The 23,842-nt window shown below is 71.0% G+C and carries 20 protein-coding genes and 1 tRNA gene; 11 read left to right on the forward strand and 10 right to left on the reverse strand.

Features of this window, described 5'->3' with window-relative positions; translation table 11 throughout:
* Nucleotides 1–51 precede the first annotated feature (51 nt).
* The 5 genes from I6N91_RS13835 to I6N91_RS13855 are packed head-to-tail and all read left to right on the forward strand — an operon-like array spanning nt 52 to nt 5,780.
* The gene (locus tag I6N91_RS13835; RefSeq protein WP_198813589.1) at nt 52–759 is read left to right on the forward strand and encodes an NUDIX domain-containing protein; all 708 of its coding nucleotides are present in this window, start codon (nt 52–54) and stop codon (nt 757–759) included.
* Nucleotides 756–2,042 carry a quinolinate synthase NadA gene (nadA, locus tag I6N91_RS13840; RefSeq protein WP_198813591.1) on the forward strand — a complete coding sequence of 429 codons (1,287 nt, stop codon included), beginning with the start codon at nt 756–758 and terminating at the stop codon, nt 2,040–2,042. Before I6N91_RS13835 ends, nadA begins: the two co-directional genes overlap by 4 nt.
* On the forward strand, nt 2,039–3,688 hold the full coding sequence (gene nadB, locus I6N91_RS13845) for an L-aspartate oxidase (RefSeq protein WP_198813593.1): 1,650 nt from the start codon (nt 2,039–2,041) through the stop codon (nt 3,686–3,688). Before nadA ends, nadB begins: the two co-directional genes overlap by 4 nt.
* Nucleotides 3,685–4,632, forward strand: a complete 948-nt coding sequence (gene nadC, locus I6N91_RS13850) for a carboxylating nicotinate-nucleotide diphosphorylase (RefSeq protein ID WP_198813595.1) — start codon at nt 3,685–3,687, stop codon at nt 4,630–4,632. Before nadB ends, nadC begins: the two co-directional genes overlap by 4 nt.
* Complete coding sequence (locus I6N91_RS13855; RefSeq protein WP_198813597.1) at nt 4,629–5,780, forward strand: cysteine desulfurase family protein; 1,152 nt, start codon at nt 4,629–4,631, stop codon at nt 5,778–5,780. The genes nadC and I6N91_RS13855 overlap by 4 nt, the downstream gene beginning before the upstream one ends.
* Before the next feature lie 133 nt (nt 5,781–5,913).
* Here I6N91_RS13855 and I6N91_RS13860 read toward each other — a convergent pair whose 3' ends face one another.
* From I6N91_RS13860 to bcp, 9 genes are all read right to left on the reverse strand, one after another.
* The gene (locus tag I6N91_RS13860; RefSeq protein ID WP_198813599.1) at nt 5,914–6,837 is read right to left on the reverse strand and encodes an oxidoreductase; all 924 of its coding nucleotides are present in this window, start codon (nt 6,835–6,837) and stop codon (nt 5,914–5,916) included.
* 77 nt (nt 6,838–6,914) lie between these two features.
* The gene (locus tag I6N91_RS13865; RefSeq protein WP_307843363.1) at nt 6,915–7,352 is read right to left on the reverse strand and encodes a MarR family winged helix-turn-helix transcriptional regulator; all 438 of its coding nucleotides are present in this window, start codon (nt 7,350–7,352) and stop codon (nt 6,915–6,917) included.
* Between the two features lie 19 nt (nt 7,353–7,371).
* Nucleotides 7,372–8,469 (reverse strand): LLM class flavin-dependent oxidoreductase, encoded by a 1,098-nt coding sequence (locus I6N91_RS13870; RefSeq protein ID WP_198813601.1) that lies wholly within the window; start codon nt 8,467–8,469, stop codon nt 7,372–7,374.
* A gap of 123 nt (nt 8,470–8,592) precedes the next feature.
* Nucleotides 8,593–11,943 carry an efflux RND transporter permease subunit gene (locus I6N91_RS13875; RefSeq protein WP_198813603.1) on the reverse strand — a complete coding sequence of 1,117 codons (3,351 nt, stop codon included), beginning with the start codon at nt 11,941–11,943 and terminating at the stop codon, nt 8,593–8,595.
* A gap of 50 nt (nt 11,944–11,993) precedes the next feature.
* The gene (locus I6N91_RS13880) at nt 11,994–13,490 is read right to left on the reverse strand and encodes a malate:quinone oxidoreductase (protein WP_198813605.1); all 1,497 of its coding nucleotides are present in this window, start codon (nt 13,488–13,490) and stop codon (nt 11,994–11,996) included.
* A gap of 64 nt (nt 13,491–13,554) precedes the next feature.
* Nucleotides 13,555–15,270, reverse strand: coding sequence for an ABC transporter substrate-binding protein (locus I6N91_RS13885; protein ID WP_198813607.1), 1,716 nt, complete (start codon nt 15,268–15,270; stop codon nt 13,555–13,557).
* A 209-nt stretch (nt 15,271–15,479) separates the two neighbouring features.
* Entirely contained in the window at nt 15,480–16,172 is a 693-nt protein-coding gene (locus tag I6N91_RS13890; protein WP_198813609.1) for a fasciclin domain-containing protein, read from the reverse strand.
* A 290-nt stretch (nt 16,173–16,462) separates the two neighbouring features.
* Nucleotides 16,463–16,544 (reverse strand) — tRNA-Leu (locus tag I6N91_RS13895).
* A gap of 46 nt (nt 16,545–16,590) precedes the next feature.
* On the reverse strand, nt 16,591–17,061 hold the full coding sequence (bcp, locus tag I6N91_RS13900; protein ID WP_198813611.1) for a thioredoxin-dependent thiol peroxidase: 471 nt from the start codon (nt 17,059–17,061) through the stop codon (nt 16,591–16,593).
* 132 nt (nt 17,062–17,193) lie between these two features.
* Here bcp and I6N91_RS13905 point away from each other — a divergent pair, with 132 nt between their 5' ends.
* Nucleotides 17,194–17,718 (forward strand): MarR family winged helix-turn-helix transcriptional regulator, encoded by a 525-nt coding sequence (locus I6N91_RS13905; protein WP_198813650.1) that lies wholly within the window; start codon nt 17,194–17,196, stop codon nt 17,716–17,718.
* Nucleotides 17,719–17,984: 266 nt separating this feature from the next.
* The gene (locus I6N91_RS13910) at nt 17,985–18,758 is read left to right on the forward strand and encodes a sigma-70 family RNA polymerase sigma factor (protein WP_198813613.1); all 774 of its coding nucleotides are present in this window, start codon (nt 17,985–17,987) and stop codon (nt 18,756–18,758) included.
* Between the two features lie 61 nt (nt 18,759–18,819).
* On the opposite strand, the gene I6N91_RS13915 is transcribed toward I6N91_RS13910, so the two are convergent.
* Complete coding sequence (locus tag I6N91_RS13915) at nt 18,820–19,779, reverse strand: glycosyltransferase family 9 protein (RefSeq protein ID WP_198813614.1); 960 nt, start codon at nt 19,777–19,779, stop codon at nt 18,820–18,822.
* A 113-nt stretch (nt 19,780–19,892) separates the two neighbouring features.
* Between I6N91_RS13915 and I6N91_RS13920 the strand changes: the two genes are divergently transcribed.
* Genes I6N91_RS13920 through I6N91_RS13935 form a run of 4 tightly spaced genes read left to right on the forward strand, consistent with a single transcriptional unit; the run spans nt 19,893 to nt 23,813 of the window.
* Nucleotides 19,893–20,438, forward strand: coding sequence for an HAD family hydrolase (locus I6N91_RS13920; protein ID WP_198813615.1), 546 nt, complete (start codon nt 19,893–19,895; stop codon nt 20,436–20,438).
* Complete coding sequence (locus I6N91_RS13925; protein ID WP_307843364.1) at nt 20,435–21,535, forward strand: glycosyltransferase family 9 protein; 1,101 nt, start codon at nt 20,435–20,437, stop codon at nt 21,533–21,535. The genes I6N91_RS13920 and I6N91_RS13925 overlap by 4 nt, the downstream gene beginning before the upstream one ends.
* Nucleotides 21,532–22,533, forward strand: a complete 1,002-nt coding sequence (locus I6N91_RS13930; RefSeq protein ID WP_198813616.1) for a glycosyltransferase — start codon at nt 21,532–21,534, stop codon at nt 22,531–22,533. The genes I6N91_RS13925 and I6N91_RS13930 overlap by 4 nt, the downstream gene beginning before the upstream one ends.
* Nucleotides 22,530–23,813 carry a glycosyltransferase gene (locus tag I6N91_RS13935; RefSeq protein WP_198813617.1) on the forward strand — a complete coding sequence of 428 codons (1,284 nt, stop codon included), beginning with the start codon at nt 22,530–22,532 and terminating at the stop codon, nt 23,811–23,813. The genes I6N91_RS13930 and I6N91_RS13935 overlap by 4 nt, the downstream gene beginning before the upstream one ends.
* The last annotated feature ends 29 nt before the right edge of the window (nt 23,814–23,842 follow it).

Genomic DNA, 23,842 nt, shown 5'->3' on the forward strand with positions numbered 1-23,842 from the left:
GACTTTAACCCGGGCTGCCGCGGCGGACTGAACCTCGAAGGCGGTGCAGGCATGGACTTCAGCTCGGCGAACGTGACCGAACGCAGCCAGCTCGCCCCGGCGCTGGCAATCTCCACGGTGATCTTCGCCCTCCGCTCCGACGGCGGCCGGCAGGCGCTCTGGATGCCCCTGGTGCGGCGGATCCGGGAGCCGCACCTGGGCAAGTGGGCGCTGCCCGGCGGGCCGCTGTCCGGCCGGGAATCCCTCCAGGACGCCGCGGCGCGGAACCTGAACGAAACCACGGGCCTCGCCCCCCGGTATCTCGAACAGCTCTACGCCTTCGGCGGGCTCGACCGTGCCGCCACCCAGCGGCTGGTCTCCATCGTCTACTGGGCCCTCGTGCAGCCGGGGGAGGCGGACCTCGCGCGCGAATCGGAGAACGTGAAGTGGTTCCCCGCCGACGCCCTGCCGGATCTCGCCTTCGACCACAACACGATCGTCGAATACGCCCTCTGGCGGCTGCGCAACAAGATGGAATACGGGCCGATCGCCTTCTCCTTCCTGGGTGAGTCCTTCACCCTCGCCCAGGTGCGCGGGGTCTACGAGGCGGTTCTGGGCCGCGAACTCGACCCGGCCAACTTCCGCCGCCACCTCCGGGCCACCCCCGACATCGCTCCGACTGACACCTTCCAGCAGGGCGGCAGGCACCGCCCGCCGCGCCTCTACCGCTACACCGGCGCCGCCTCACCCGATCCCGGCTTTCCCAGGAGAACCCCATGACCTCTGTCAACACCGCGGTCCAGCTCATCACCCGGGCCCAGGCCGAGGCCGCCCCGGCCGCCGGCAGCACCTGTTCGCCAGCGCTCGCGGAGGGCCCGTGGGCCTTTGACACCCCCGTGCCCAGCTACGGGCCGGGGGCTTCGATGGCCGACCCCGCGCCCGCCGCGACCCCCCGCCAGGGCGAACTGCCGGAGGAGTACCGGAGGGCCGGCGACGACGAACTGGACCGGCGCATCACCGCGGCGCGGCAGGCCCTGGGCAGCCAGGTGGTCATCCTTGGGCACTTCTACCAGCGCGACGAGGTCATCCGCCACGCCGACTTCGTCGGGGACAGCTTCCAGCTCGCCCGCGCGGCAACCCAGCGCAGCGAGGCCGAGGCGATCGTCTTCTGCGGCGTGCACTTCATGGCCGAGACAGCAGACCTGCTCTCCCGGCCGGACCAGGCGGTGATCCTGCCCAACCTCGCCGCCGGCTGCTCCATGGCGGATATGGCCGACATCGACTCGGTGACCGACTGCTGGGAGCAGCTCGCCGAGGTGTACGGCACCGAACCCGACGCCGAGGGCAGGGTCCCGGTACTCCCGGTCACCTATATGAACTCCTCGGCGGCGCTCAAGGGGTTCTGCGGCGAGAACGGCGGAATCGTCTGCACCTCCTCGAATGCCGCCGCGGTGCTCGAGTGGGCCTTCGAACGGGCGCAGCGGGTGCTCTTCTTCCCCGACCAGCACCTGGGCCGGAACACCGCCAAGGCGATGGGTGTCCCGCTGGAGCTGATGCCGCTGTGGAACCCGCGCAAGGACCTCGGCGGCCTCGCGGAGCAGGAGCTCCTCGACTCGCGCGTCATCCTGTGGAACGGCTTCTGCTCCGTCCACAAGCGCTTCACGGTCGCCCAGATCGAGAAGGCCCGGGCCGAGCACCCGGGCGTGCGGGTGATCGTCCACCCGGAGTGCCCGATGCCCGTCGTCGACGCCGCCGACGAGGCCGGGTCCACCGACTACATCCGCAAGGCGATCGCCGCCGGTGCGCCGGGCACCACCTTCGCCGTCGGCACCGAGGTGAACCTCGTGAACCGCCTCGCCGCGGAGCATCCCGAACACACGATCTTCTGCCTCGATCCCGTCATCTGCCCGTGCTCCACGATGTACCGGATCCACCCCGGGTACCTCGCCTGGGTGCTCGAGGGCCTGCTCGAGGGCGAGGTGCGCAACCGGATCACCGTCCCGGCCGCGACCGCAGGGCCCGCCGGGACCGCCCTGCAGCGCATGCTCGCGGTCCGGCCATGACACCGGCCCCGGCCGCCCACCCGGACGCCCCGCGCCGGGTGGTCGTTGTGGGCGGCGGGGTGGCAGGGCTGGCAACGGTGCTCCGGATCCGCCGTTCCCTGCCGGGCGCGCGGCTGACGTTGATCACGAAGGCCGCCCTCGAGGAGAGCAACACCTGGTATGCCCAGGGCGGCATGGCCGCGGTCCTGTCCGGTGCCTTCGGACGGGAGCCGTCCGGGACCGGTCCCCGGGGAGGCGGCCCGGACAGTGTGGCCGCCCACGTGGCCGACACCCTGGCCGCCGGTGCGGGCCTCGCCGCCCCGGACGCGGTCGGGCTGCTGTGCGCCGGGGCAGAGGGACAGGTGAGCTGGCTTGAGTCCCTTGGGTTCCGCTTCGACAGCGCCGACGGTGCGCTCTCGAGCGGCCGGGAGGCCGCTCACAGCGCGGCCCGGATCCTCCACGCCGGTGGCGACGCGACCGGCCGGGCGCTGGCCGGCGCCCTGATCCGCGCGGTGCGCGCCGATCCCTCCGTGCGGATCCTCGAATCCACCTTCGTCACGGACCTGCTGCGTGCGGGCCCGCCCGGGGAGCCCCGCGTCTCGGGCGTGCGCGTCCGCCCGGCGGGCCCCGCCACCGCCGGGGAGCCCGCTGCACGGGAGATCGCGGCCGACGCCGTCGTGCTCGCCACCGGCGGGGCGGGCAGGCTCTATGAGCACACCACCAACCCGGCGGTGGCCACCGGCGACGGCGTGGCACTGGCCTGGCGGGCCGGGGCGGTGGTGGCCGACGCGGAGTTCTTCCAGTTCCACCCCACCGCGCTCGATGTCCCCGGCAGCCCGCTCATCTCCGAGGCGGTGCGGGGCGAAGGTGCGGCCCTCCGCGACGCCTCCGGAACCCGCTTCCTTCCCGCCTACCACCCGGACGGTGAACTGGCACCGCGCGACGTCGTCTCCCGCAGCATCGCGCAGCACCTCGCCGCGCGGGGTGAAGGGTGTGTGTACCTCGACGCGACCGCCCTGGGCGGCCCGTTCCTCGCCCGGCGGTTCCCCTCGCTGACCTCCCTGACGGTGCGCCACGGCCTGAACTGGGCGCGCGAACCGATCCCGGTGGTGCCCGCCGCGCACTACTGGATGGGCGGGATCCGCACCGACACCTCGGGCCGGACCTCGCTTCCCGGCCTGTACGCGGTGGGGGAGGCCGCCTGCACCGGCGTGCACGGCGCCAACCGGCTCGCCTCGAACTCCCTCCTCGAGGGACTCGTCTTTGCCGGGCGGACGGCCGAAGCCCTGGCCGCGCCGGGAGCCCCGTGGCCAGCGTTCCCAGCTGACCCGCTCGCCCTTGACTCCCCCGACGCCGGCGAACCCTTCGACCGGGCGCAGCTGCAGCGCCTGATGACCCGGCAGGCCGGGGTCGTCCGGGACGCGGCCGGGCTTGAACTGGCCGCCAAGCAGCTGGCCGCCTATGCGCCCGCCGGCAGCACCGTCGGGGAACTCGAAACCGCCAACCTCCTGCTGTGCGCGCGGCTGCTGGTGCATGCCGCCACGGCCCGCAGGGAAAGCCGGGGTGCCCACCACCGGTCCGATTTCCCACTGGCCGATCCGCGAAAAGTTCCCGGGAGCACGGCGTACGTCCGCGCTTCCACCCCCGAGGAAGGATTCCCACAATGACCCCACCGGCAGCAGCCTCCGCCCCGTCCGCGGCGGTCTTCGAAGCCGTGATTCTCGCCGCGCTCGCCGAGGACTCACCCTGGGGCGACATCACCTGCCAGGGCCTCATCGCGCCGTCGGTTCTGGCCACCGGCGCGGTCACGGCTCGGGAGGGCGGGGTCTTCTGCGGGACGCACGTCATCGAGTCGGCAATGCGCCTGACCGACCCGCGCATCACCGTGGAACCGCAGCTGAACGACGGCGATGCCTTCGCCCCCGGCGCCGTGCTCGCAACCCTTTCCGGTCCCGCCACGGGGATCCTTGCCGCCGAGCGCACCGCGCTCAACCTGGCCCAACGGCTCAGCGGCATCGCCACCCTCACCGCCCGGTATGTCGAGGCGGCCCGCGGAACCAGCGCGCGCATTGTCGACACCCGCAAGACCACCCCCGGCCTGAGGGCGCTGGAGAAGTACGCGGTGCGCTGCGGCGGCGGGTTCAACCACCGGTTCAGCCTCTCGGACGCGGTGCTGGTGAAGGACAACCACCTGGCCCTGCTGTCCGCGGACGGCCCCGAGGCACTCACCGCCGCCCTCGCGGACGCCCGGGCACGGCTGCCGCACACCGTGCATTTCGAAGTGGAGGTCGACCGGCTCGACCAGATCGAGCCGGTGCTCGCCGCGGGGGTCGACACGATTATGCTCGACAATTTCTCCCTGGCCGAGCTCGCCGAGGGGGTCCGCCGGGTCGGGGGCCGCGCCCTCGTCGAGGCCAGCGGCAACGTCACGCTGGAAACCGTCGCCGCCATCGCCGCGACCGGCGTCGACCTGATCTCCTCGGGGGCCCTGACCCACAGCGTCCACAGCCTCGACCTCGGCCTCGACTTCCGGCCCGCGGCCCCCGGCTATGCCGGCGCGGGGGCGGGGGCAGTTGCAGGTGTGCGGCTCCCGGCGGAGCTGCGGCCATGATCTACCTCGACGCCGCCGCCACCACGCCGGTGCGGCGGGAGGTGCTTGAGGCGATGTGGCCGCTGCTGACGGGCGGTTTCGGCAATCCCTCAAGCCACCACGCGGTGGGTGAGGCCGCCGCGGCGGCCCTCGCTTCCGCGCGGGAGGCCGTCGCCGCGGACCTGTTCTGCCGCCCGGCTGAGGTCGTCTTCACCTCGGGCGGCACCGAGGCGAACAACCTCGCCCTGAAGGGGATAGCCCTCGCGGTGCCGCGCGGACGGCACATCGTCACGAGCGCGCTCGAGCACGCCGCGGTCCGTGAGCCGCTGTCCTACCTTGAGCGGTTCCACGGCTTCCGGATCACAGTCCTGCCGGTGGACGGTGCAGGGATGGTCGACCCGGAGGAGCTCGCGGCGGCACTGACCGCGGAGACGACGCTGTGCAGCGTAATGTATGCCAACAACGAGGTCGGCACCGTGCAGGACATCGCCAAACTCGCGGGGATCTGCCGGAGCCGGGGGGTGTACTTCCACACCGACGCCGTCCAGGCCGCGGCGTGGCTTCCCCTCGACGTCCAGGCGCTGGGCGTCGACGCGCTGAGCATCTCGGGACACAAGCTTGGGGCGCCGAAGGGCTCCGGGGTGCTGTACCTCCGGCGCAGGGTCCCGGTGGAGCCGGTGATCCACGGCGGCGGCCAGGAGCGGGGGCGCCGCTCGGGCACCGAAAACGTGGCCGGCGCCGTCGGCGCCGCGACGGCGCTGACGGCCGCCCGGCGGGGCTGGGCCGCTGCCGCGGAGGCCTCCACCGGACTGCGGGACCGGCTCACCGCCCAGGTCCTGGCCGGGGTGCCGGGCGCCGTCCTGACCGGGCATCCGGAGCGGAGGCTGCCGAACCTCGCCTCCTTCTGTTTCCCCGGCCTCAGCGGCGAATCGGTCCTGCTTGAACTGGAGCGCCTCGGCGTGGTGGCGTCGTCCGGCTCCGCCTGTGCCGCAGGGTCGGACGAGCCCTCCGCCGTCCTGCTCGCCCTGGGCCTCGACGCCGACACCGCCACCACTGCGTTGCGGCTCTCCTGGACCCGGGAAGCGACGGCGGCGGACCTTGAGGCGGCGGCCGCCGCGGTCGTCGAGGCCGTCGGCCGGGTGCGGGCCCCGCACGCCGCACGGCTCTAGGCCGCTGCAGTCCGGCCGGTGTGGGCCCCTCGGCGGAGGACCGGCCGGCAGCGCCTGATTAGCCCCGGCTGTCCACCAGCAGCCCGCCAGCGGCCCACGTCAGGGCTGCAGCGGATTGACAGGAGCCCGGGTGTCAGGTGCGCGGCTCCAGGGCCCGGTAGTCGACGCCGGTCAGTTCGACACTGCGCTCCCAGAGCCGTGCGGCGGGTTCGGGGTCGAGAACGCGCGGGGAGGGCGCGACGAGGCGGACGTTTCCGCGGGTTTCTCCGGGGCCGTCCGGCCCGTAGTAGTCCCCGCCCTCAACGTCGGGGGCGGTGGCCGCGTAGAGCACCGGAAGCGCTCCGGCCTCATCGGACTGGCTCAGCACGCCGAGGAAGCCGCCGAGCAGGTCGAGCACCGGTCCGGCCTGGCGGTTCCGCACAAGGTTGGTGCGGGCGAGGCCCGGGTGCGCCGCCGTCGCCGTGAGCTGCCACCCGGCCGCGCGTGCACGCCGGTCGAGTTCGATGGTGAAGTAGAGGTTGGCCGCCTTGCTCTGGCCGTACGCAGCCCAGGGACGGTACGCCCGGGCGGACTGGAGGTCCGCGAAGTTCAGGCGGCCGCGTTTGTGGGCGAGGCTTGAGACGGTCACGACGCGGGAATCACCGGCCGCGCGCAACTGCCCGAGGAGGAGCCCGGTCAGGGCGAAGTGGCCGAGGTGGTTGATTCCGAACTGCGACTCGAAGCCGTCCTCGGTGAGAACCCTGCGCGGCGGCGCCATGACCCCGGCGTTATTGATCAGCAGGTCCAGTGGGTGCTCCCAGCCGGCGGCGAACTGCCGGATGGAGGCGAGGCTGGCCAGATCCAGCAGGCGCAGCTCCACCGCCGAACTGCCGCTGAGGGAGCGGACGTGCTGCTCGGCTTCCGCCCCCCGTCCCGCATCCCGGCAGGCGAGCACCACGTGGGCGCCCTTCCGGGCCAGGGCGACGGCGGCCCGGAGGCCGATGCCGCTGTTGGCCCCGGTGACAATGGCGCGCCGGCCGGTGAGGTCGGGGACGTCGTCGGGGGTGAAGCTGTGCATGGGGCCGCCTTCGCTCGTACGGCTGACCCCTGATGGGTGCCGTGCCCCCAGCATAGGGGCCGGCCGCCGGCCCCGCGTCAGGAAGGGCGCTCCAGCCCGGCACTGATCTTGGTGGTGAGCTGGCGGAGCTGTTCGAGTTCCTCGACGCTCAGGACCGGCCCCAGGGTCTCCTGGATCACCCGCACGTGCGAGGTGCCGATGCGCTTCTGGAGCGCCTGGCCCTCCTCGGTCAGGGAGAGCTCCACGCCGCGATGATCGTTCTTGGCCGGCCGGCGCTGGATCAGCCCCTTGGCCTCGAGCCGCTCCACCATCCGGCTCAGGCTCGGCTGGCTGATCAGCAGGTTCGCGTTCAGCTCATTCAGCCGTGCCCACCCCGTGGCGCACCTGCTCAGGTTGAAGAGTACGTCGTAGTCGCGGATGCCGAGCTGCTTGAAGGCATCGTCTTGCCTCAGGACCTTCATCACCGCGACCTGGGCGCGGAACAGCGACTCCCACGCCTCGGCCGTGAGTCGCACGGGAGGGAGTTCCGGGCCCTCACCCACGCGACACCGCCGGTGAGGTTGTCCCCGCGGCGCGCCGGTTCTCGAAGGTCGGAGGGGCCGGAACCGTGGCCGGGGTGCGCTTGGCGAACTCCGCGCGCAGTGTCGGCAGGACCTCGGAGCCCAGCAGGTCCAGCTGCTCAAGGACGGTCTTCAGCGGCAGGCCCGCGTGGTCGACCAGGAACAGCTGGCGCTGGTAGTCGCCGAAGAACTCACGGAAGGTCAGGGTCTTCTCGATCAGTTCCTGCGGGCTGCCGACCGTCAGCGGAGTTTGTGAGGTGAACTCCTCAAGGGACGGGCCGTGGCCGTAGACCGGGGCGTTGTCGAAGTACGGCCTGAACTCCCGCACGGCGTCCTGCGAGTTGCGGCGGATGAAGAACTGCCCGCCCAGGCCGACGATCGCCTGCTCCGGCGTTCCGTGGCCATAGTGGGCGTAACGCTCCCGGTACAGGCCGATGAGCTGCTGGTAGTGCTCCTTGGGCCAGAAGATGTTGTTCGCGAAGAACCCGTCGCCGAAGTAGGCGGCGATCTCGGCGACCTCCGGGGTGCGAATGGAACCGTGCCAGACGAAGGGGGCCACGCCGTCGAGCGGGCGCGGGGTTGAGGTGAAGTTGCGCAGCGGGGTGCGGAACTTGCCGTCCCAGTTCACGACGTCGTTGTCCCACAGCTGGCGCAGCAGGTTGTAGTTCTCCACCGTCAGTTCGACGCTGTCCTGCTGGTTCTTGCCGAACCAGGGGTAGACCGGCGCGGTGTTGCCGCGGCCCAGGATCAGGTCCACGCGGCCGTCGGCCAGGTGCTGGAGCATCGCGAAGTCCTCGGCGATCTTCACCGGGTCGTTCGTGGTGATCAGCGTCGTGGAGGTCGAGAGGATGATCCGCTCGGTCTGGGCGGCGATGTACCCGAGCATTGTGGTCGGCGAGCTCGGCACGAACGGCCGGTTGTGGTGCTCGCCGGTGGCGAAGACGTCGAGCCCGACCTCCTCGGCATGCTTCGCAATCGTCACCATCGCCTTGATGCGCTCGTATTCGGTGGGCGCGGTCCCGTTGGTGGGGTCAACGGTGACGTCACCGACTGTGAATATGCCGATCTGCACGGGGTCTCCTCGTTCGGGTAGATGCATTTGCATCCATTATACGCCGATTCGGACCGGTGCCGGCCGGGCGGGCCGGTACGGCGGCCGTACGGGCCAGGGCGGGCCATCGTGGGCCAGCGTGGGCTAGGCCGGCACCGTTTCCCGAGCCTGCTCCGCGCGGTCGGATGCTTCACGGCGGCGGGCGCGCAGTTCCCGCCGTCCCTCGATCAGCCGGTACAGAACGGGCACCAGGATCAGGGTCAGGGCGGTGGAGGAGACCAGCCCGCCGATGACGACGACGGCGAGCGGCTGGGAGATGAAGCCGCCCTCGCCGGTCAGCCCCAGGGCCAGCGGGGTCAGGGCGAAGACGGTGGCCAGCGCGGTCATCAGGATGGGGCGGAGCCGCTGCCGGGCGCCCTGCAGGATTGCCTCGGCCACATCCAGCCCGGGCCCGCCGTCCCGCGGCCTGCGGTACTGGTTGATCAAATCGATCAGCACGATGGCGTTCGTCACGACGATTCCCACGAGCATGAGCATGCCGATGAGCGAGGGCAGTCCGAGCGGGATGTGGGTGATCACCAGCAGCGCAATCGCCCCGGTCGCGGCGAACGGGATGGAGACGAGCAGGATCAGGGGCTGGAGCAGGCTCTTGAAGGTGGCCACCATGATGACGTAGACGATGGCGACGGCCGCCCACAGCGCAATGAAGAGCTGGCCGAAGGATTCGCTCTGCTGTGCCGCCGCCCCGCCGACCGTGGCGGTGGCGCCAGCCGGCAGGTCCACGCCGTCCAGGCGCGCGGACACGGCCGCGGTCAGGGCGCCCAGGTCATCGCCCGCTGGGGTGACCGAGACGCGTGCCGTGCGCTCCCCGTTGGCGCTGGTGACCGTCAGCGGGACCTGGACCTCCTCGATGGTGGCCACCTCGGTCAGGGGCACCGGGCGCCCGGCCGCCGGAATGACCAGGTCCTGAAGCTGGGCCAGGCTGGAGATGGGCGTTCCCTCACCGATGAGGACGGGATAGTCGGTGGCCTCCAGCCGGAGCACTCCGGCAGGGACCGGGCTGATGCTGCCGCCGAGCAGGCCGGCGATCTGCCCTTCGGTGAGCCCCGCTGCGACCGCGGCGGCCCGGTCCACGCTGATCTGGACCTGCGGCTGGGCGGCGGAGAGGTTGCTCGTGATCTCGCCGGCGCCGTCGATGCCCTGGAGGCTCTCGACCACCGCATCGCTTGCGCGCTGGAGGTCCTCGGGGACCGGAGCGGTGATGTTGATGTCGATGGTGCTTGAGGTGCCGAAGCCGCCCTGCTGGCTCGAGAGCGAGAAGTCCCCGGCACCGGTGAGCTGCTCGAGGTCGTCCCGGATCCGGGCCTGCAGCGCGTCCTGGTCGGCGTCTTCGTCCGTGGTGACGGTGAAGCTTGCCACCGAGGCCCCTTCGGAGAACTGGGCGGCGAACGCGCCCTGGGCGTTGCCGACGGTCAGTTGGATGTCGCGGATCGCCGGGTCCCGGGCGAGCACTTCCTCCGTGCGTGCGGCCGCCTCGGCCGTCGTGGCGAGGCTTGAGCCGGCCGGGAGGGTCTGGGAGATGCTGAAGTTGTTCTGGCCACTGCTGCCGAGCAGGTTGGTCTGGAGCAGGGGAACCATGGCGGCCGTGGCCCCAAGCACCAGCACGCCGGCGGTGAGCGTCCAGACGGGGTGGCGCTGGGTTCCGCGGAGGATCGGAAGGTAACCGCGCTGCAGCCAGGAGCGGCGTTCGGCCCGGTGGGCCTCCTCGACCGCCCGGGCGCGCGCCTGCCGGGCCGCCTCGGACGCGGCGTCGTCGTCGATGTCGGTGGTCCGGGTGCGGGGCAGGAACCAGTAGGCGAGGACGGGGATGATCGTCAGGGACACGGCGAGGGAGGCCAGCAGGGCAATCCCGGTGGTGACGGCGAAGGGACGGAACAACTCACCGGCCAGCCCGCCGACGAACGCGATGGGCGCGAACACCGCCACGGTGGTCAGGGTCGAGGCGGTCACCGCACCGGCCACCTCCCGCACCGCCGTCAGGATGGCCGTGCGTTTTTCCTCGCCGTAGCTCAGGTGCCGCTTGATGTTCTCGATCACGACGATCGAATCGTCGACCACCCGGCCGATGGCGATGGTCAGCGCCCCGAGGGTGAGGATGTTCAGGGAGTACCCGGCCGCGTAGAGACCGATGAAGGTCACCAGCAGTGAGAGCGGGATGGAGATTGCGGTGACCAGGGTGGAGCGCACCGAGAGCAGGAACACCAGGATCACGACGACGGCGAAGGCGAGGCCGAGCAGCCCCTCGGTGGTGAGGTCCTTGATGGAGCGTTCGATGAAGGGCGCCTGGTCGAAGACCACCGTGATGTTGGCGCCGTCGCCCAGTTCCGTCTCAAGCTCCGGGATGAGCTCGCCGACGGCCCGGGAGATGCGCACCGTGTCGCCGTCGGGCACCTTCGTGATGGTGAGGCCGAGGGTTTCGACGCCGTTGGTTCGAGTGATCGAGGTGGCGGCATCGTCGGCGAGTTCGACGTCGGCGATCTCCCCGATGGTGACCGGAGCGGCAGGGGGCGCAGGTGCCGGCTCGGCGGGCAGCGCGGTCGCCGGCTCAGTGCCCCCGGGCGAGCCCGGAACGCCGCCGGGGGAGCCAGGGGCGCCGCCGGGAACGGCGGGCGCCGGCACGCCCGGTGCAGGGAAGCCGGGGGCGGCCGGAGTCGAGGCGGCCTCCGGGGCCGGCCCAGCGGTCCCGGCCGGCTCGGAGGGCAGCACGGGCAGGCCCCGGATGTCGTCGAGGGACGCGACGGGGCTGCCGGCCTGGATGGTGAGGGACCGCAGCTCCTCCTCGAGCGTGCCCACCGGGAACAGGGCGCCGTTGGCTTCGAGGGTGTCGACGATGTCCCGGACCTGCACTCCGGCTTCGGCGAGGGCGCCGTCGCGGGGAAGCACCGAGATGTGCTGCCGCGAGCCGCCGGTGATGTCCGCCGAGCGGACCCCCTCGAGCTTCTGCAGCCGGGGAACCGTCAGCCGGGTCAGCTCGTCGTTCAGCTCGCTGAGCGTACGGTCCGAGGAGATGGCCAGGAAGGCGATCGGGAAGTCTCCGATGCTGCCGGCCAGTGCCTGTGGCTCGACGTCCTCGGGGAGGTTGGGCCGCACCGCGGAAATGGCCCGGTCCACCTGGGCGCGGGCCCGGTCGAGGTTCGTTCCGTAGACGAACTCGAGGTTGACGGTGGAGACGCCGCTGCGGGAGGTGGCCGAGGAGGTTTCGAGCCCCTCGACACCGCTGAGCGCGGTTTCCAGCGGGCCGCTGACCTGCTTGTCGATGTATTCCGGGGAGGCGCCGGGCACCGAGGAGATCACGGTGATCCGGGGAAACTCGAGCGAGGGGATCAGTTCCTGCTTGAGCGAGCCGACGGTGATCACGCCGAACACCGAGGCAAAAACGGTGATCAACGCAATCAGGGCCCGGTTTCCCAGGGAGAGCTGCGCCAGACGGAACATGGGCCTGCCTTCGGTGCTGACGGTGCCTGGTGTCCCGGGGCAGCCGCGGCTTACTGGAGTTTCAAGACCCGATCCGTCATCGACTGGACTTCCGCGGCAAGCTCCTCGTTCTCATTGAGTTTCACGCCGTATCCGGGGATCATCTCCTTCAGCTTCGCCTCCCAGCCCGACATCTTCGCCGGGAAGCACCGCTTCAGGAGTTCGACCATGATCGGAGCCGCCGTGGACGCCCCCGGCGATGCACCGAGGAGCGCCCCCACCGACCCATCGGCCGAGGTGATGACTTCCGTTCCGAACTGCAGAATTCCACCCGTCTTGGGGGCCTTCTTGATGACCTGTACACGTTGGCCGGCGGTGATGAGTTCCCAGGCGCCGCCGTTGGCTGACGGAACGAACTGGTTGAGGGCCTCGTTCTTGGCGTCGCGGTTCTTCAGGACCTCGGAGATCAGGTACTTGGTGAGCGGGACGTTGTCCTTGGCGACGGCGAGCATCGGCACAAGGTTGGAGGGGCGGACCGACCCGGGCAGGTCAAGGAAGGAGCCGCGCTTGAGGAACTTGGTGGAGAAGCCGGCGTAGGGCCCGAACAGCAGGGACCGCTCGCCGTTGACGAACCGGGTGTCCAGGTGCGGCACCGACATCGGCGGGGCGCCGACCGAGGCCTGGCCGTACACCTTGGCGTTGTGCTGGTTGACCGTGTCCGGGTCGGTGCAGCGCAGGAACTGCCCGGACACCGGGAAGCCTGCGAAGCCCTTGCCCTCGGGGATGCCGCTGCGCTGGAGCAGGTGGAGGGCACCGCCGCCGGCGCCGATGAAGACGAATTTCGTGCTGACCGTGCGGGTGGCACCGGTACCGCGGTTCTTCACCTTGATGTCCCAGCGCCCGCTGGAGGCACGGGAGACGTCGACGACGTCGTGGTGGTAGTTCAGTTCGACGCCGTTGCCCTCGAGGTAGGTGGTGAGCCCGCGGGTCAGGGCGCCGAAGTCGACGTCGGTCCCGCCGGCGACCCGGGAGGCCGCAACGGGCTGGCCCGGGTTGCGGTCCTTCATGATCAGCGGGGTCCACTCGGCGATCGTTGCCGCGTCCTCGGAGTGCTCCATGGTGCGGAAGAGCGGCTGGGCGCTGAGGGCCTCATGCCGCCGCCGCAGGTAGGCCGCGTTCGCGGTGCCCCAGACGAAGCTCATATGGGGCACGGGGTTGATGAAGTTGCGGGGGTCCCCGAGGTGTCCGCTGGAGACCATGTGGGCCCAGAACTGGCGTGAGACCTGGAACTGCTCGTTGATCGCCACGGCCTTGGCCGGATCGACCGAACCGTCCTTGCCCGCGGGGGAGTAGTTGAGCTCGCACAGCGCCGCGTGCCCGGTCCCGGCGTTGTTCCACGGATCGGAGCTCTCAAGGCCGGCGCGGTCGAGGCGCTCGAAGACGGAGATATCCCAGTCCGGCTGAAGCTGCTTCAGGAACGCCCCAAGCGTGGCGCTCATGATGCCCCCGCCGATCAGGACAACGTCGGTGGTGGATGCGGATGATGCCGCCTGGCTTTGTGCAGTCAACGTTGTCTCCAGTCGCGAGGTCCTAGCCCTTGAAGCCTAACGGCTGGGACCCACCTTAATTAAATCAGCCGGGGCTTGCGTCGCCACCGGGGGTGGGCACACCGTCGAGGTCGATCCGGTTGAAAACCTCGTTCATGACGGGGCTCACCGGGTAGGTCGCCACCCGGGGGGCCATGGCCAGGGCCGAGATCGGGAAGGCCAGCGGAACGGCCGGCAGCCGCGTGGCGATCTGGCTGCTGATGTCGGCGTAGGCCTCCCGCCGGTCCTCGCCGTTGGGCAGGGTCCCGGCCCGGGTGATCTTGCTGAACAGCTGAGCGTCCCTGAAGCCGAACTCGCTCGAGTATTTGCCGAAGAGCGCGCCGGCAAAGTTGTCGGGATCCTGGTAGCTCCCGCTCCAGCCCAGCAGGTGGAAGGCGCGGTCGCCGTCCTCAAGGACCCGGTCGAGGTAGCCCTCGTTCCAGTCGACGGGCACGGGTTTGAGGTTGAACCCGGCGGCGGTGAGCTGCCTGCTGAGTTCGGCGTAGATCTTCTCCGGGGCCGGCAGGTACGGCCGGGAGATGTTGCGCGGGTAGTAGAAGGGCAGGGGCGCGCCCGTATACCCTGCTTCCTTGAGCAGCTCCCGGGCCCTTTCCGGGTCGTGGTTGTAGGAGGGGACGGACTCGCTGCTCACGCCGAGCTTCTCGGGAAGGAACTGGCGGGCCGCTTTGGTGCCGTTGAGGAAGCGGCCCTCGATCAGTGCCTCCTTGTCGATGGCGTGGGCAACCGCCTGACGGAAGAGCACGTTCTCGACGCCCGGGAAGTTCTGGTTCAGCCCCAGGTACAGCACGGAATAGGGGTCGCGCTGCAGCAGCTGCTGGCCCGCCCGGGCCAGTTCGGCGGCGTTCTCCACGGTGACGAAGTCGTAGCCGTCGATACGGCCCGCCTTCAGCGCGCGCAGCCGTGAATCGGGGTGGACGATGGTGGTGAACACCACGTCCGTGACCTCGCCGGGGTCCCCCCAGTAGGCGTCGGACGCGGTGAGCCGCACCTCGTCCCCGGTCCAGCTCTCGAGCCGGAAGGGGCCGGTGCCCACGGGTGCCAGGGCATACCGGGACAGCCGGACTCCCTCCCGGGTCTCGGTCGGTTTATCCGCCTCCAGCTCCTCGAGTGCCCGCGGGGAGGACATGGCGAAGGAGGGCAGGGCGAGGGCGGGGATGAACTCGGTCATCCGGCTGTTCAGCTCGATGAGCACCTCATGCTCGCCCAGGGGCCGGCAGCCCTTGTACAGGGAGGCCTCGGCGTTGTCCGAGAAGGCCAGGAAGACCGTTTCGAAGGGAAGGGCCGCCCCCGCGGCGCGCGCCGCGGGGGGAATGTTGAACCAGCGGGAGAAGTTGGCGCACACCGCCCTGGCGTCGAAGGGCTCCCCGTCGTGGAAGACGACGTTCTCCCGGAGCTCGAAGGCGTAGGCCCGGCCCTCGTCGCGTTCCTCCCACGACTCGGCCAGCAGCGGTGCCGGCTCGGAGGTCAGCGGGTCGATGCCGATCAGGCCCTCGAACAGCTGCTGGGTGACCCGGAAGGATTCGCTGTCGGTGGCCATCGCGGGGTCAAGGCCGGTCGGGTCGGCCGCCGCCCCGAACCGGAAGGTGGCGTCGGGTGCGGCGGAGGTGGCCGGCGCCGGAGTCGAAGGGGACGGCGGCGCGGGCGGCGCCGAGGTGCAGGCGGGAAGGCTGAGCGCTACGGCGGCCGCGGCAAGGACTCGGAGGACACGACGGGACGGGACGCGCCCGGCGGTATTCTTCACAGCCAGATTCTCCAAAGGGGCGCAGCGCCCGGGCTAGGTGGTCGGAAAGCTCAGTCTAGGCGATCCGGCCGGCGCGGCCGCCCAGCCCGCGGCGTCCTGCCTGTGCCGGCCACGGTCCGTTCCGCACAGAGGATGGGCCCCCGCACGGCGAGTGCGGGGGCCCATCCGGGTTCCCTGGTCACGTTAGAGGAGTTACACCAGGGAGGTTCCTAGCCGGCCGGCGGCGTGAGGACGCCGTCGATCAGGTACACGGTGGCGTTGGCTGTCTGGACGCCGCCGCAGATGACGTTCATGCCGTTGACCATCAGCTCGTCGCCGGATCCGGTGATCTCGACGTCGCCGCCCTGGACGGTGGTCTGGGTGGTTCCCTCGAGGTCGGCCGGAAGCATCCTGCCGGGCACCACGTGGTAGGTCAGGATGCCCGTAAGCAGGTCCTTGTCGGTCTTGAGTGCCTCGACGGTCTCGGCGGGCAGCGCCTTGAAGGCGTCATCGACCGGGGCGAAGACGGTGAACTCGTCGCCGTTGAGGGTGTCGACGAGGTTGACGTCAGGGTTCAGTTCGCCGGAGACGGCGGCCGTGAGCTGGGTCAGGATGGGGTTGTTCGAGGCGGCTACCGCGACCGGGTCGAGGGCCATGCCTTCGACCGAGCCGGCGCCGTCGGGAACCTCGGCCGCGTAGTCGGCGCAGCCGGGCCCGACAAGGTTTGCCGCCGGGTCCATTGCCTCGCCGGAGGCCTCTCCGGTGCTCTCCGGTGCCATCGACTCGGCTGCCTCGGTCTCCATGCTCTCGGCACTGGGGGCCGACTCGGAGGCTGCTTCGCCGCCGCCACAGGCCGACAGACCGAGCACCGAGACGGCTGCGAGTCCGAGGACGGAAAGGTTCCTGCGCTTGGTGAGTTCCATCAGATTTCTCCTTGATCGACTCGGCCCGGTGGGGGAGTCCGGGGCCGCTTGCTGGGGGGTGGAGCGCATCGTGTCGATGTCTCGGAGGTACTTCGACAGTGCGTCGAAGTCGGATGGGTCGGACCTGGAATTTTTCCGCCGGGCCGGAGGCCGGGGGAGGCGGAGGATGGTCGGAGCTTCCGGCGCGGTCGCGGTCGGAGGGCGGGGCCGGGCACGCGCGAGCGAAAGAACGGCACCCCGGTCCGAAGACCGAGGTGCCGTTGGGTGCCGGCCGGGGGCCGGCGCTGAAGTGCGCAAGGGGGGACTTGAACCCCCACGTCCGAAGACACTGGAACCTAAATCCAGCGCGTCTGCCAATTCCGCCACTCGCGCGCCGACGCTGCGCGAAAGCGCAGCGTCGGCCTTTAGTCTACGGGAATCAGGAAACCCCGAGGTCGCGGCGCAGTTTCGCGACGTGTCCGGTGGCCTTGACGTTGTACTGAGCCAGTGCGACCTGCCCGCCCTCGTCGAGGACGACGGTCGAGCGGATCAGGCCCTCGTAGGTCTTCCCGTAGTTCTTCTTCTCACCCCACGCGCCCCACGCTTCGGCGACCTTGTGGTCCTCATCGGAGAGCAGCGGGAACGTCAGCTGCTCGTCCTCGCTGAAGGCACGGAGTTTCCCCGGGGCGTCGGGGGACACGCCCAGGACCCGGTACCCGGCCGCCGCGAGGGAGGAGAGGTTGTCACGGAAATCGCAGGCCTGGGTGGTGCAGCCGGGGGTGGCGGCCGCCGGGTAGAAGTAGACGACGACCTTTTCGCCGCGGAACTCCGAGAGCGACACCGAGTTGCCAAACGCGTCAGTGAGCGTAAAGTCGGGGGCATGATCTCCGGCCGACAGTTGTTGTGTCATGCGGGTTCCTCAGTTCAATAGGGGCGGCGCGAAGGCATTAAGAATGACTGGGACGCCTAGTTATCATAAAGGGGACGGGTTGGCGCCATCCATGAGCGTTGATCAGCTTAGCGAAAGGGAGTGCACAATTTCATGCCGGATCTGGAGCAATGGCCCACAGGCCGACTGCTGACGACGGCTGCACGCCTGGTCGAGCACGCCTGGAATGAGCGGCTGGTGGACATTGGCGTTACCCACGCCGGAGTGATTGCACTGGGAGTCCTCGCGTCGCAGGGCGCCATGACGCAGGCGAGCCTCGCCCAGATCGTCCGGGTCCAAGCCCAGACCATGGGCAAGACCCTGGCCCGCCTCGAATCCCGCGGCCATGTGGCCCGCGTGCGGAACGACCTCGACCGCAGGTCCCACCTTGTCTCCATCACCGACGCCGGCCGTGAAGTGCTCGTTCGGGCCGACGACGTCGAACGCACCCTCGTGGCAGGCGGCGGCCTCGTCTCCGATGAACTCCGCACGCATCTGCAGAGCGTCATTAAGGAACTTGGCGCCCCTCGATGGAACTGGGCGGCCGCCGCGGCAGCGCCGGAGGTCGCCTCCGCACTTCAGGACGACGCCGTTCCAGGACCGGAGTCCTCCGGGCCCACCGCCACCATCGGCACCTGACCCGGCCTCCCTGAGATCCGGGATCCATCGTCGACGATCCGGCGGGTTCCCTGGGAACCGGCTCGGGCCGGATCGCCGCGGTTTTCCGCGAGAACGACGGCTGGAGCGACAGCTGAGCCGGGCGGGAGAATCGCCGAGAACGCATACTCCATCGGAATTGAAAATAGAAGATTTTCGGAAGTAAAACTTTTAGCTAATCGTTGCAGGGCCCGGTGGCCCGTGGTTCTTTGGGGGTGTCAGTTGGACACACCGAGCTGGAGAACCATATGTCGAATCCTGCCGCCGCCCCGACGCCCCCGTTCGAGCCTCATGGCAGGACCGACGGGCCACTGCGGGCCGCGTTGCAGGACGACATCGCGCTGCGGCACCTAGGCCTGGCCGAGTCGGTCGCCCGGTCCTTCTCCTCGTTCGGCCCGGACGCCGCGGACATTAGGCAGGTGGCCTACCTCGGCCTGATCAAGGCTGTGCAGCGGTTCAATCCAGCCCGGGGAGTGCCTTTTGCCTCCTTCGCCATTCCCACCATCACGGGCGAGATCAAGCGCTACCTGCGTGACTGCTGCTGGGTGATCCGCCCCCCGCGCCACCTCCAGGACCTGAGGACCGAAGCCGTGCGGGCCGCCCCCGTGCTGGCGCAGCGGCTCGGGCGGGAACCGACCACGAGGGAGCTGGCGGCCGAACTCGGCGCCGAGGAGCCGGCGGTGGCTGAGGCGCTCACCTGCTCCACGAGCCTGCGGCCGGAGTCGCTCGACGCACCCTTCGACGGCAAGAGCTGGGGGGACACCCTTCCCTCGCCGGATAACTGCATCGAGCGCAGCGACGACCTGGTCTCTCTGCGGGCGGCGGTCAACGGCCTCACCTCGGCGGAGAAGGAACTGCTGTACCGGAGGTATTTCAAGGAGGAGACCCAGCAGCAGATCGGTGAACACCTCGGGATGACCCAGATGCAGGTGTCCCGGAAACTGGCCCGCATCCTGGTGCTGCTGCAGGAGCGGCTGGCGGGGCCGGCGGGCAGCGGTTCGGTGGACATCCGGATCGCCTGAACCCTGGTGGTCCGTCTCGGCGGGCCAGGGCATGGGCGATCGCGCGCGGGCTAGTGCACGGCTAGTACACGCCGAGCCGGGAGGCCGCCGCGAGCACCGCATCGGGAGTCACCGCGAGCAGCGCGGGGTCCGGCTCCGAGGCGAAGGTTTCGCCGACGCGCTTCGAAGCGTCGGTGAGCACGATGTGCGGCCCCGGCGGAGGGCCCCACTCCTCGACCGGCGCCGGCCCGAAGAGCACTACGGAGGGCCGGGCGTACGCGGAGGCGAGATGTGCGGCGCCGGTATCGGCCGACACGACGAGGCCGGCCCCGGCCACCAGCGCAGCGAAACGCTCGAGCGGCAGTTCCCCGGCGACGACGGCGCGCTCGGGCAGCCCCGCGGCCTCGGCGACCGCCAGCGCCCGCGCCCGCTCCCCGGCGCTGCCGGTCAGCAGCACCTGATGGCCGGCGCCGGCCAGGGCCTTGGAGACGGCGGCGAAGCGGTCCACGGGCCACAGACGGCTCCCATACGCGGCCCCGACGTGCACGACGACGGCCCCGGGCGCGGGGCTCTCCTCATCGGGGATGCGCAGGCGCAGGTCCAGCGGGTCGGCCGGCACGCCGTGCCAGGAGACGAGGTCGGCCCACCGGTGCCGCTCGTGGACGCCGTCCTGCCAGGGCGGGCCGTCCCACCCCGGGGAGCGGTGGCCCATGCGCCGGGCGGGAGCGATCTCCTCGAGCCGCTCCCGGCTCTCGGATCCGTTGCCGTGGAGGTTGACGGCGATGTCGACGCTCCCGGGGGCAAGGTCCAGGGGCTCATCGAGTCCGTGCGTGGGCAACAGTTCATCGACGGCGTCGGTGAGCGCCACGATCGGTGCAAGCCAGGCCTGGGCGGCGTACCGGATGCGGTGCCCGGGGAACGCCCGGCGCAGCCCGCGCAGTGCGGGCACGGCCACCAGGAGGTCGCCCAGCTTCAGGGCACGCAGGGCCAGCAGCTCCGGCCGGCTGTCCGGGGGAAGGGGCGCGGCGAGGTTCGATGCCATGGCCCCATCCTTGCAGAGGAAACGGGCGCAGGACCGGGCACTTTCGGCGGCAGCGCGGAAAGAAGTTTGCCTTCAAGTGTTTAGCACTGCATCTTCTCGGGAACAGAGCTTGTATGAGAAGCAGGGCTTTGATTGCGGCCGCTCCACAGGCGGTCCTCTTCGACCGTGACGGAACGCTTGTCGTCGATGTCCCGTACAACGGTGAGCCCGCGCTCGTCCGGGAGATGCCCGGTGCACGGGAGGTCCTTGACCGGCTGCGGGACGCCGGCGTCGCCGTGGGGGTGGTGACGAACCAGTCCGGGATCGCGAGGGGCCTCCTGACCCGCGCGCAGGTCGACGCCGTTCACGCCCGCATCGAAGAGATCCTTGGCCCCTTCGCCCTCTGGGAGGTCTGCCCTCACGGCCCGGCCGACGGGTGCCCCTGCCGGAAACCGGAGCCCGGCATGGTCTTGGCCGCCTGCCGCAGGCTCGGGCTTGAGCCCGCCCAGGTGGCGGTGATCGGCGACATCGGCGCCGACATGGGGGCTGCCCGGGCGGCCGGTGCGGCCGGTGTCCTGGTGCCCACCGCCGTCACCCGGCCGGAGGAGATCGCTGCCGCACCGGCCGTCGCCTCCTCCCTCGGCGCGGCCGTGGAGCTGCTCTGGCGGGATCCGCGGTGACCGGGCGCGTGCTGGTGGCCCGCCTCGACAGCGTGGGGGACGTCCTGCTCGCCGGACCGGCCGTCCGCGCTATCGCTGCCGGGCGCGGGGGAGCGCCGGCCGAGGTGGTCATGCTGTGCGGGCCGCAGGGCGCACCGGCGGCCCGGCTGCTGCCCGGCGTCGTGGACGTGCTCACCTGGGCGGCGCCCTGGATCGTCGATCCGGCGCCGCCGGTCACCTCCGGCCTGCTGCGGGAGGTCATCGACCACGCCGCGGCATGCGGCGCCGCGGAGGCGGTCATCCTCACCTCCTTCCACCAGTCACCGCTGCCGCTGGCCCTGGCGCTGCGGCTCGCCGGCATCGCGCGGATCACGGGGGCGTCGGTCGACTACGCCGGGTCCCTGCTCGATGTCCGGCTCAAGCCCGGCGAGGACTTCCCCGAGGACCAGCCGGAGGCCGAACGGGCGCTGTGCATCGCCGCGGCCGCCGGCTACCAGCTCCCCCCGGACGACGACGGACGCCTCCACGTCACGGGCCTTCCCGACGTTTCGGCCCTGGTGGGGGAGGCTCCCTATGTCGTCGTGCACCCCGGGGCCGCCGTGCCGGCGCGCGCCTGGCCTCCGCTGCACCACGCCGCCGCCGTCGAACTGCTCACCGCCGCGGGCTTCCGCGTGGTCGTCACGGGCGGACCTGCGGAGACCGGGCTGACCGCGACGGTCGCCGGACCGGAGGGCCTTGACCTCGGAGGCCGCACGGACCTTGCGTCGCTGGCGGCCGTCCTGCAGGGAGCCGCAGCCGTCATCACCGGCAACACCGGGCCGGCCCACCTCGCCGCCGCCGTGGGGACGCCGGTGGCCTGCCTGTTCTCGCCGGTGGTGCCCGCCGTGCGGTGGGCGCCCTATAAGGTGCCCGTTGAACTCCTCGGGGACCAGGGCGCGCCCTGCGCGCTGAGCCGTGCCCGGACCTGCCCGGTGCCGGGGCATCCGTGCCTCTCAAGCGTCCAGCCCGAGGAGGTCGTCGACGCCGTCCGCCGGCTGACTGCCGGAGTCGCTTCGATCGGTTCACGGCGCCGCATCGGCCGAGCGGAGGCGCGCGGCCGCGAAAGGAGGAGCCAATGAAGATCCTGCTCTGGCACGTCCATGGAGGTTGGACCGACGCCTTCGTGCGCGGCAGCCACACCTACCTGCTCCCCACCACCGCCGAGGGCGGGCCGTGGGGCCTGGGACGCGCGGGGAGGGATTGGCCGGATTCGGTGCGTGAGGTTGAGCCCGGACAGCTCGCCGGGCAGGACATCGACGTCGTCGTCCTGCAGCGGGTCGAGGAGATCGCGGAGTGCGAGCGGCTCCTGAACCGCACACCCGGACGGGACCTGCCGGCTGTCTACCTCGAGCACAACACCCCCAAGGGCGACGTTCCGTCGGCGCTACATCCCCTCGGGGGGCAGGACCTCATCCCCGTGGTCCACGTGACCCACTTCAACGAGCTGATCTGGGACAACGGGATGGCCCGGACCACCGTCGTCGAACACGGCATCGTCGATCCCGGCCCGCTCTACACCGGAGAGCTGGAACAGCTCGGGGTGGTCATCAACGAACCTGTCCGCAGGGGACGCGTCACCGGCACCGACCTGCTGGCCCGCTTTGCCCCCACCGCACCCCTTGAGGTGTTCGGCATGGGCGGCGACGGCCTTCCGGACCTGCTCGGGCTGCCCCCGGAGCGGCTGCGGCTCGGCGGGGACCTGCCCACCGCGCAGCTCCACGCCCGGCTCGCCCGCTCCCGCGCCTACCTCCACCCCCCTAGGTGGACCTCCCTTGGACTCGCCCTGCTCGAGGCGATGCACCTTGGCATGCCCGTGCTGGTCCTGGCGACCACCGAGGCGGCCAGGGCGGTCCCGCCCGAAGCCGGAGCCGTCTCGACGAACGTCGGTGACCTCACGGCCACGGCGGCGCGGCTGCTGGACGATCCCGACGAGGCCCGTTCCCGCGGCCGCGCCGCCCGCCGGGCCGCCCTCGACCGTTATTCCCTCGCCCGGTTCCTGACGGACTGGGACGACGTGCTGGATGCCGCTGCCGGGCGCGGGCGGGTCCTGGCAGTAACCGAAAGGAGAGCGCAGTGAGGATATCCCTGGTTTCCGAACACGCGAGTCCGCTCGCGGCCCTCGGCGGAGTCGACGCAGGCGGGCAGAACGTGCATGTCGCGGAGCTGTCCCGTGCCCTCGCGCAGCGCGGCCACGACGTCACGGTCTACACTCGACGGGACGAACCCGGCCTGCCCCGGCGCGTGCGCTCCGCCGCGGGCCTCGACATCGTCCACGTCGATGCCGGTCCTCCCCGCGCAGTGCCGAAGGACCAGCTGCTGCCGTTCATGCCTGACTTCGCCCGGGGCATCCTGGCGGACTGGGGTGCCCGTCCGCCCGAGGTGGTGCACGGACATTTCTGGATGTCCGGGCTGGCCTGCCTCGACGCGGCGGCGCAGTGCCCTCCCACCCGTCGGCCGGTGGTTGTCCAGACCTTCCATGCCCTGGGCACAGTGAAGCGCCGCCACCAGGGCGGTGAGGACACCAGCCCCGCGGAGCGCATCCGGCTTGAGACGGCCGTCGGTCAGGGTGCGGACCGGATCATCGCCACGTGCAGCGACGAGGTCTTCGAGCTCAAGGCGCTCGGCATCCCCGGCACCCGGGTCTCCATCGCACCGTGCGGGGTCGACCTCGACCTGTTCTCCCCGACGGGGCCCGCAGCTCCCCGCGGGCGCGCACACCGGATCGTTTCCGTCGGACGCCTCGTCCCGCGCAAGGGCATGGACCTGACGATCCGCGCCCTGCGGATCCTCGCCGACGGCGGGTACGACGTCGAGCTCGTGCTCGTCGGCGGCCCCGGGAATGCTGCCCGCCTCGAGGAGGACCCCGAGGCACGGCGGCTGAAGGCCCTGGCCGCCGACCTGGGCGTCGGGGACCGGGTGGTGTTCGCCGGGCAGGTGGGGCGGGAGGAGATGCCCGGAGTCCTGCGCAGCGCCGATGCCGTCGTCTGCGCTCCCTGGTACGAGCCCTTCGGCATCGTCCCCCTCGAGGCCATGGCATGCGGGGTTCCCGTTGTCGCGGCGGCCGTCGGGGGGCTTGTCGACACAGTGGTCGACGGACGCACCGGCAGGCACGTTCCGCCGCAGGACCCCGGTGCCATCGCCGGTGCGGTGGGGGAGATCCTCGACAGCCCCGACTGGGGCGCCGAACTCGGCCGGAACGGCTACCGGCGGGTCCGCGCCCGGTATTCCTGGAACCGGATCGCTGCAGACACCGAAAAGGCCTACCTGCTGACGCTGCGCAGTGCCCGCCTGACAGATGAGGCGCAGGGGCTTCCGCTGCCGCGCCCGCTGGAGAGCACGGGAGGGAGGGCGCTGTGACCGCCGAATACCTCAACGCCGGCCGGCCC

Source organism: Arthrobacter sp. MSA 4-2, assembly GCF_016405885.1.
Lineage (GTDB): Bacteria > Actinomycetota > Actinomycetes > Actinomycetales > Micrococcaceae > Arthrobacter_D.

Coding starts and splice junctions, on each gene's coding strand:
- nadC (WP_198813595.1), top strand. CDS start 3,685: ATGACCCCACCGGCAGCAGCCTCCGCCCCGTCCGCGGCGGTCTTCGAA.
- I6N91_RS13920 (WP_198813615.1), top strand. CDS start 19,893: ATGAGAAGCAGGGCTTTGATTGCGGCCGCTCCACAGGCGGTCCTCTTC.
- I6N91_RS13855 (WP_198813597.1), top strand. CDS start 4,629: ATGATCTACCTCGACGCCGCCGCCACCACGCCGGTGCGGCGGGAGGTG.
- nadB (WP_198813593.1), top strand. CDS start 2,039: ATGACACCGGCCCCGGCCGCCCACCCGGACGCCCCGCGCCGGGTGGTC.
- I6N91_RS13905 (WP_198813650.1), top strand. CDS start 17,194: ATGCCGGATCTGGAGCAATGGCCCACAGGCCGACTGCTGACGACGGCT.
- I6N91_RS13930 (WP_198813616.1), top strand. CDS start 21,532: ATGAAGATCCTGCTCTGGCACGTCCATGGAGGTTGGACCGACGCCTTC.
- bcp (WP_198813611.1), bottom strand. CDS start 17,061: ATGACACAACAACTGTCGGCCGGAGATCATGCCCCCGACTTTACGCTC.
- I6N91_RS13915 (WP_198813614.1), bottom strand. CDS start 19,779: ATGGCATCGAACCTCGCCGCGCCCCTTCCCCCGGACAGCCGGCCGGAG.
- I6N91_RS13890 (WP_198813609.1), bottom strand. CDS start 16,172: ATGGAACTCACCAAGCGCAGGAACCTTTCCGTCCTCGGACTCGCAGCC.
- I6N91_RS13875 (WP_198813603.1), bottom strand. CDS start 11,943: ATGTTCCGTCTGGCGCAGCTCTCCCTGGGAAACCGGGCCCTGATTGCG.
- I6N91_RS13910 (WP_198813613.1), top strand. CDS start 17,985: ATGTCGAATCCTGCCGCCGCCCCGACGCCCCCGTTCGAGCCTCATGGC.
- I6N91_RS13860 (WP_198813599.1), bottom strand. CDS start 6,837: ATGCACAGCTTCACCCCCGACGACGTCCCCGACCTCACCGGCCGGCGC.
- nadA (WP_198813591.1), top strand. CDS start 756: ATGACCTCTGTCAACACCGCGGTCCAGCTCATCACCCGGGCCCAGGCC.
- I6N91_RS13835 (WP_198813589.1), top strand. CDS start 52: ATGGACTTCAGCTCGGCGAACGTGACCGAACGCAGCCAGCTCGCCCCG.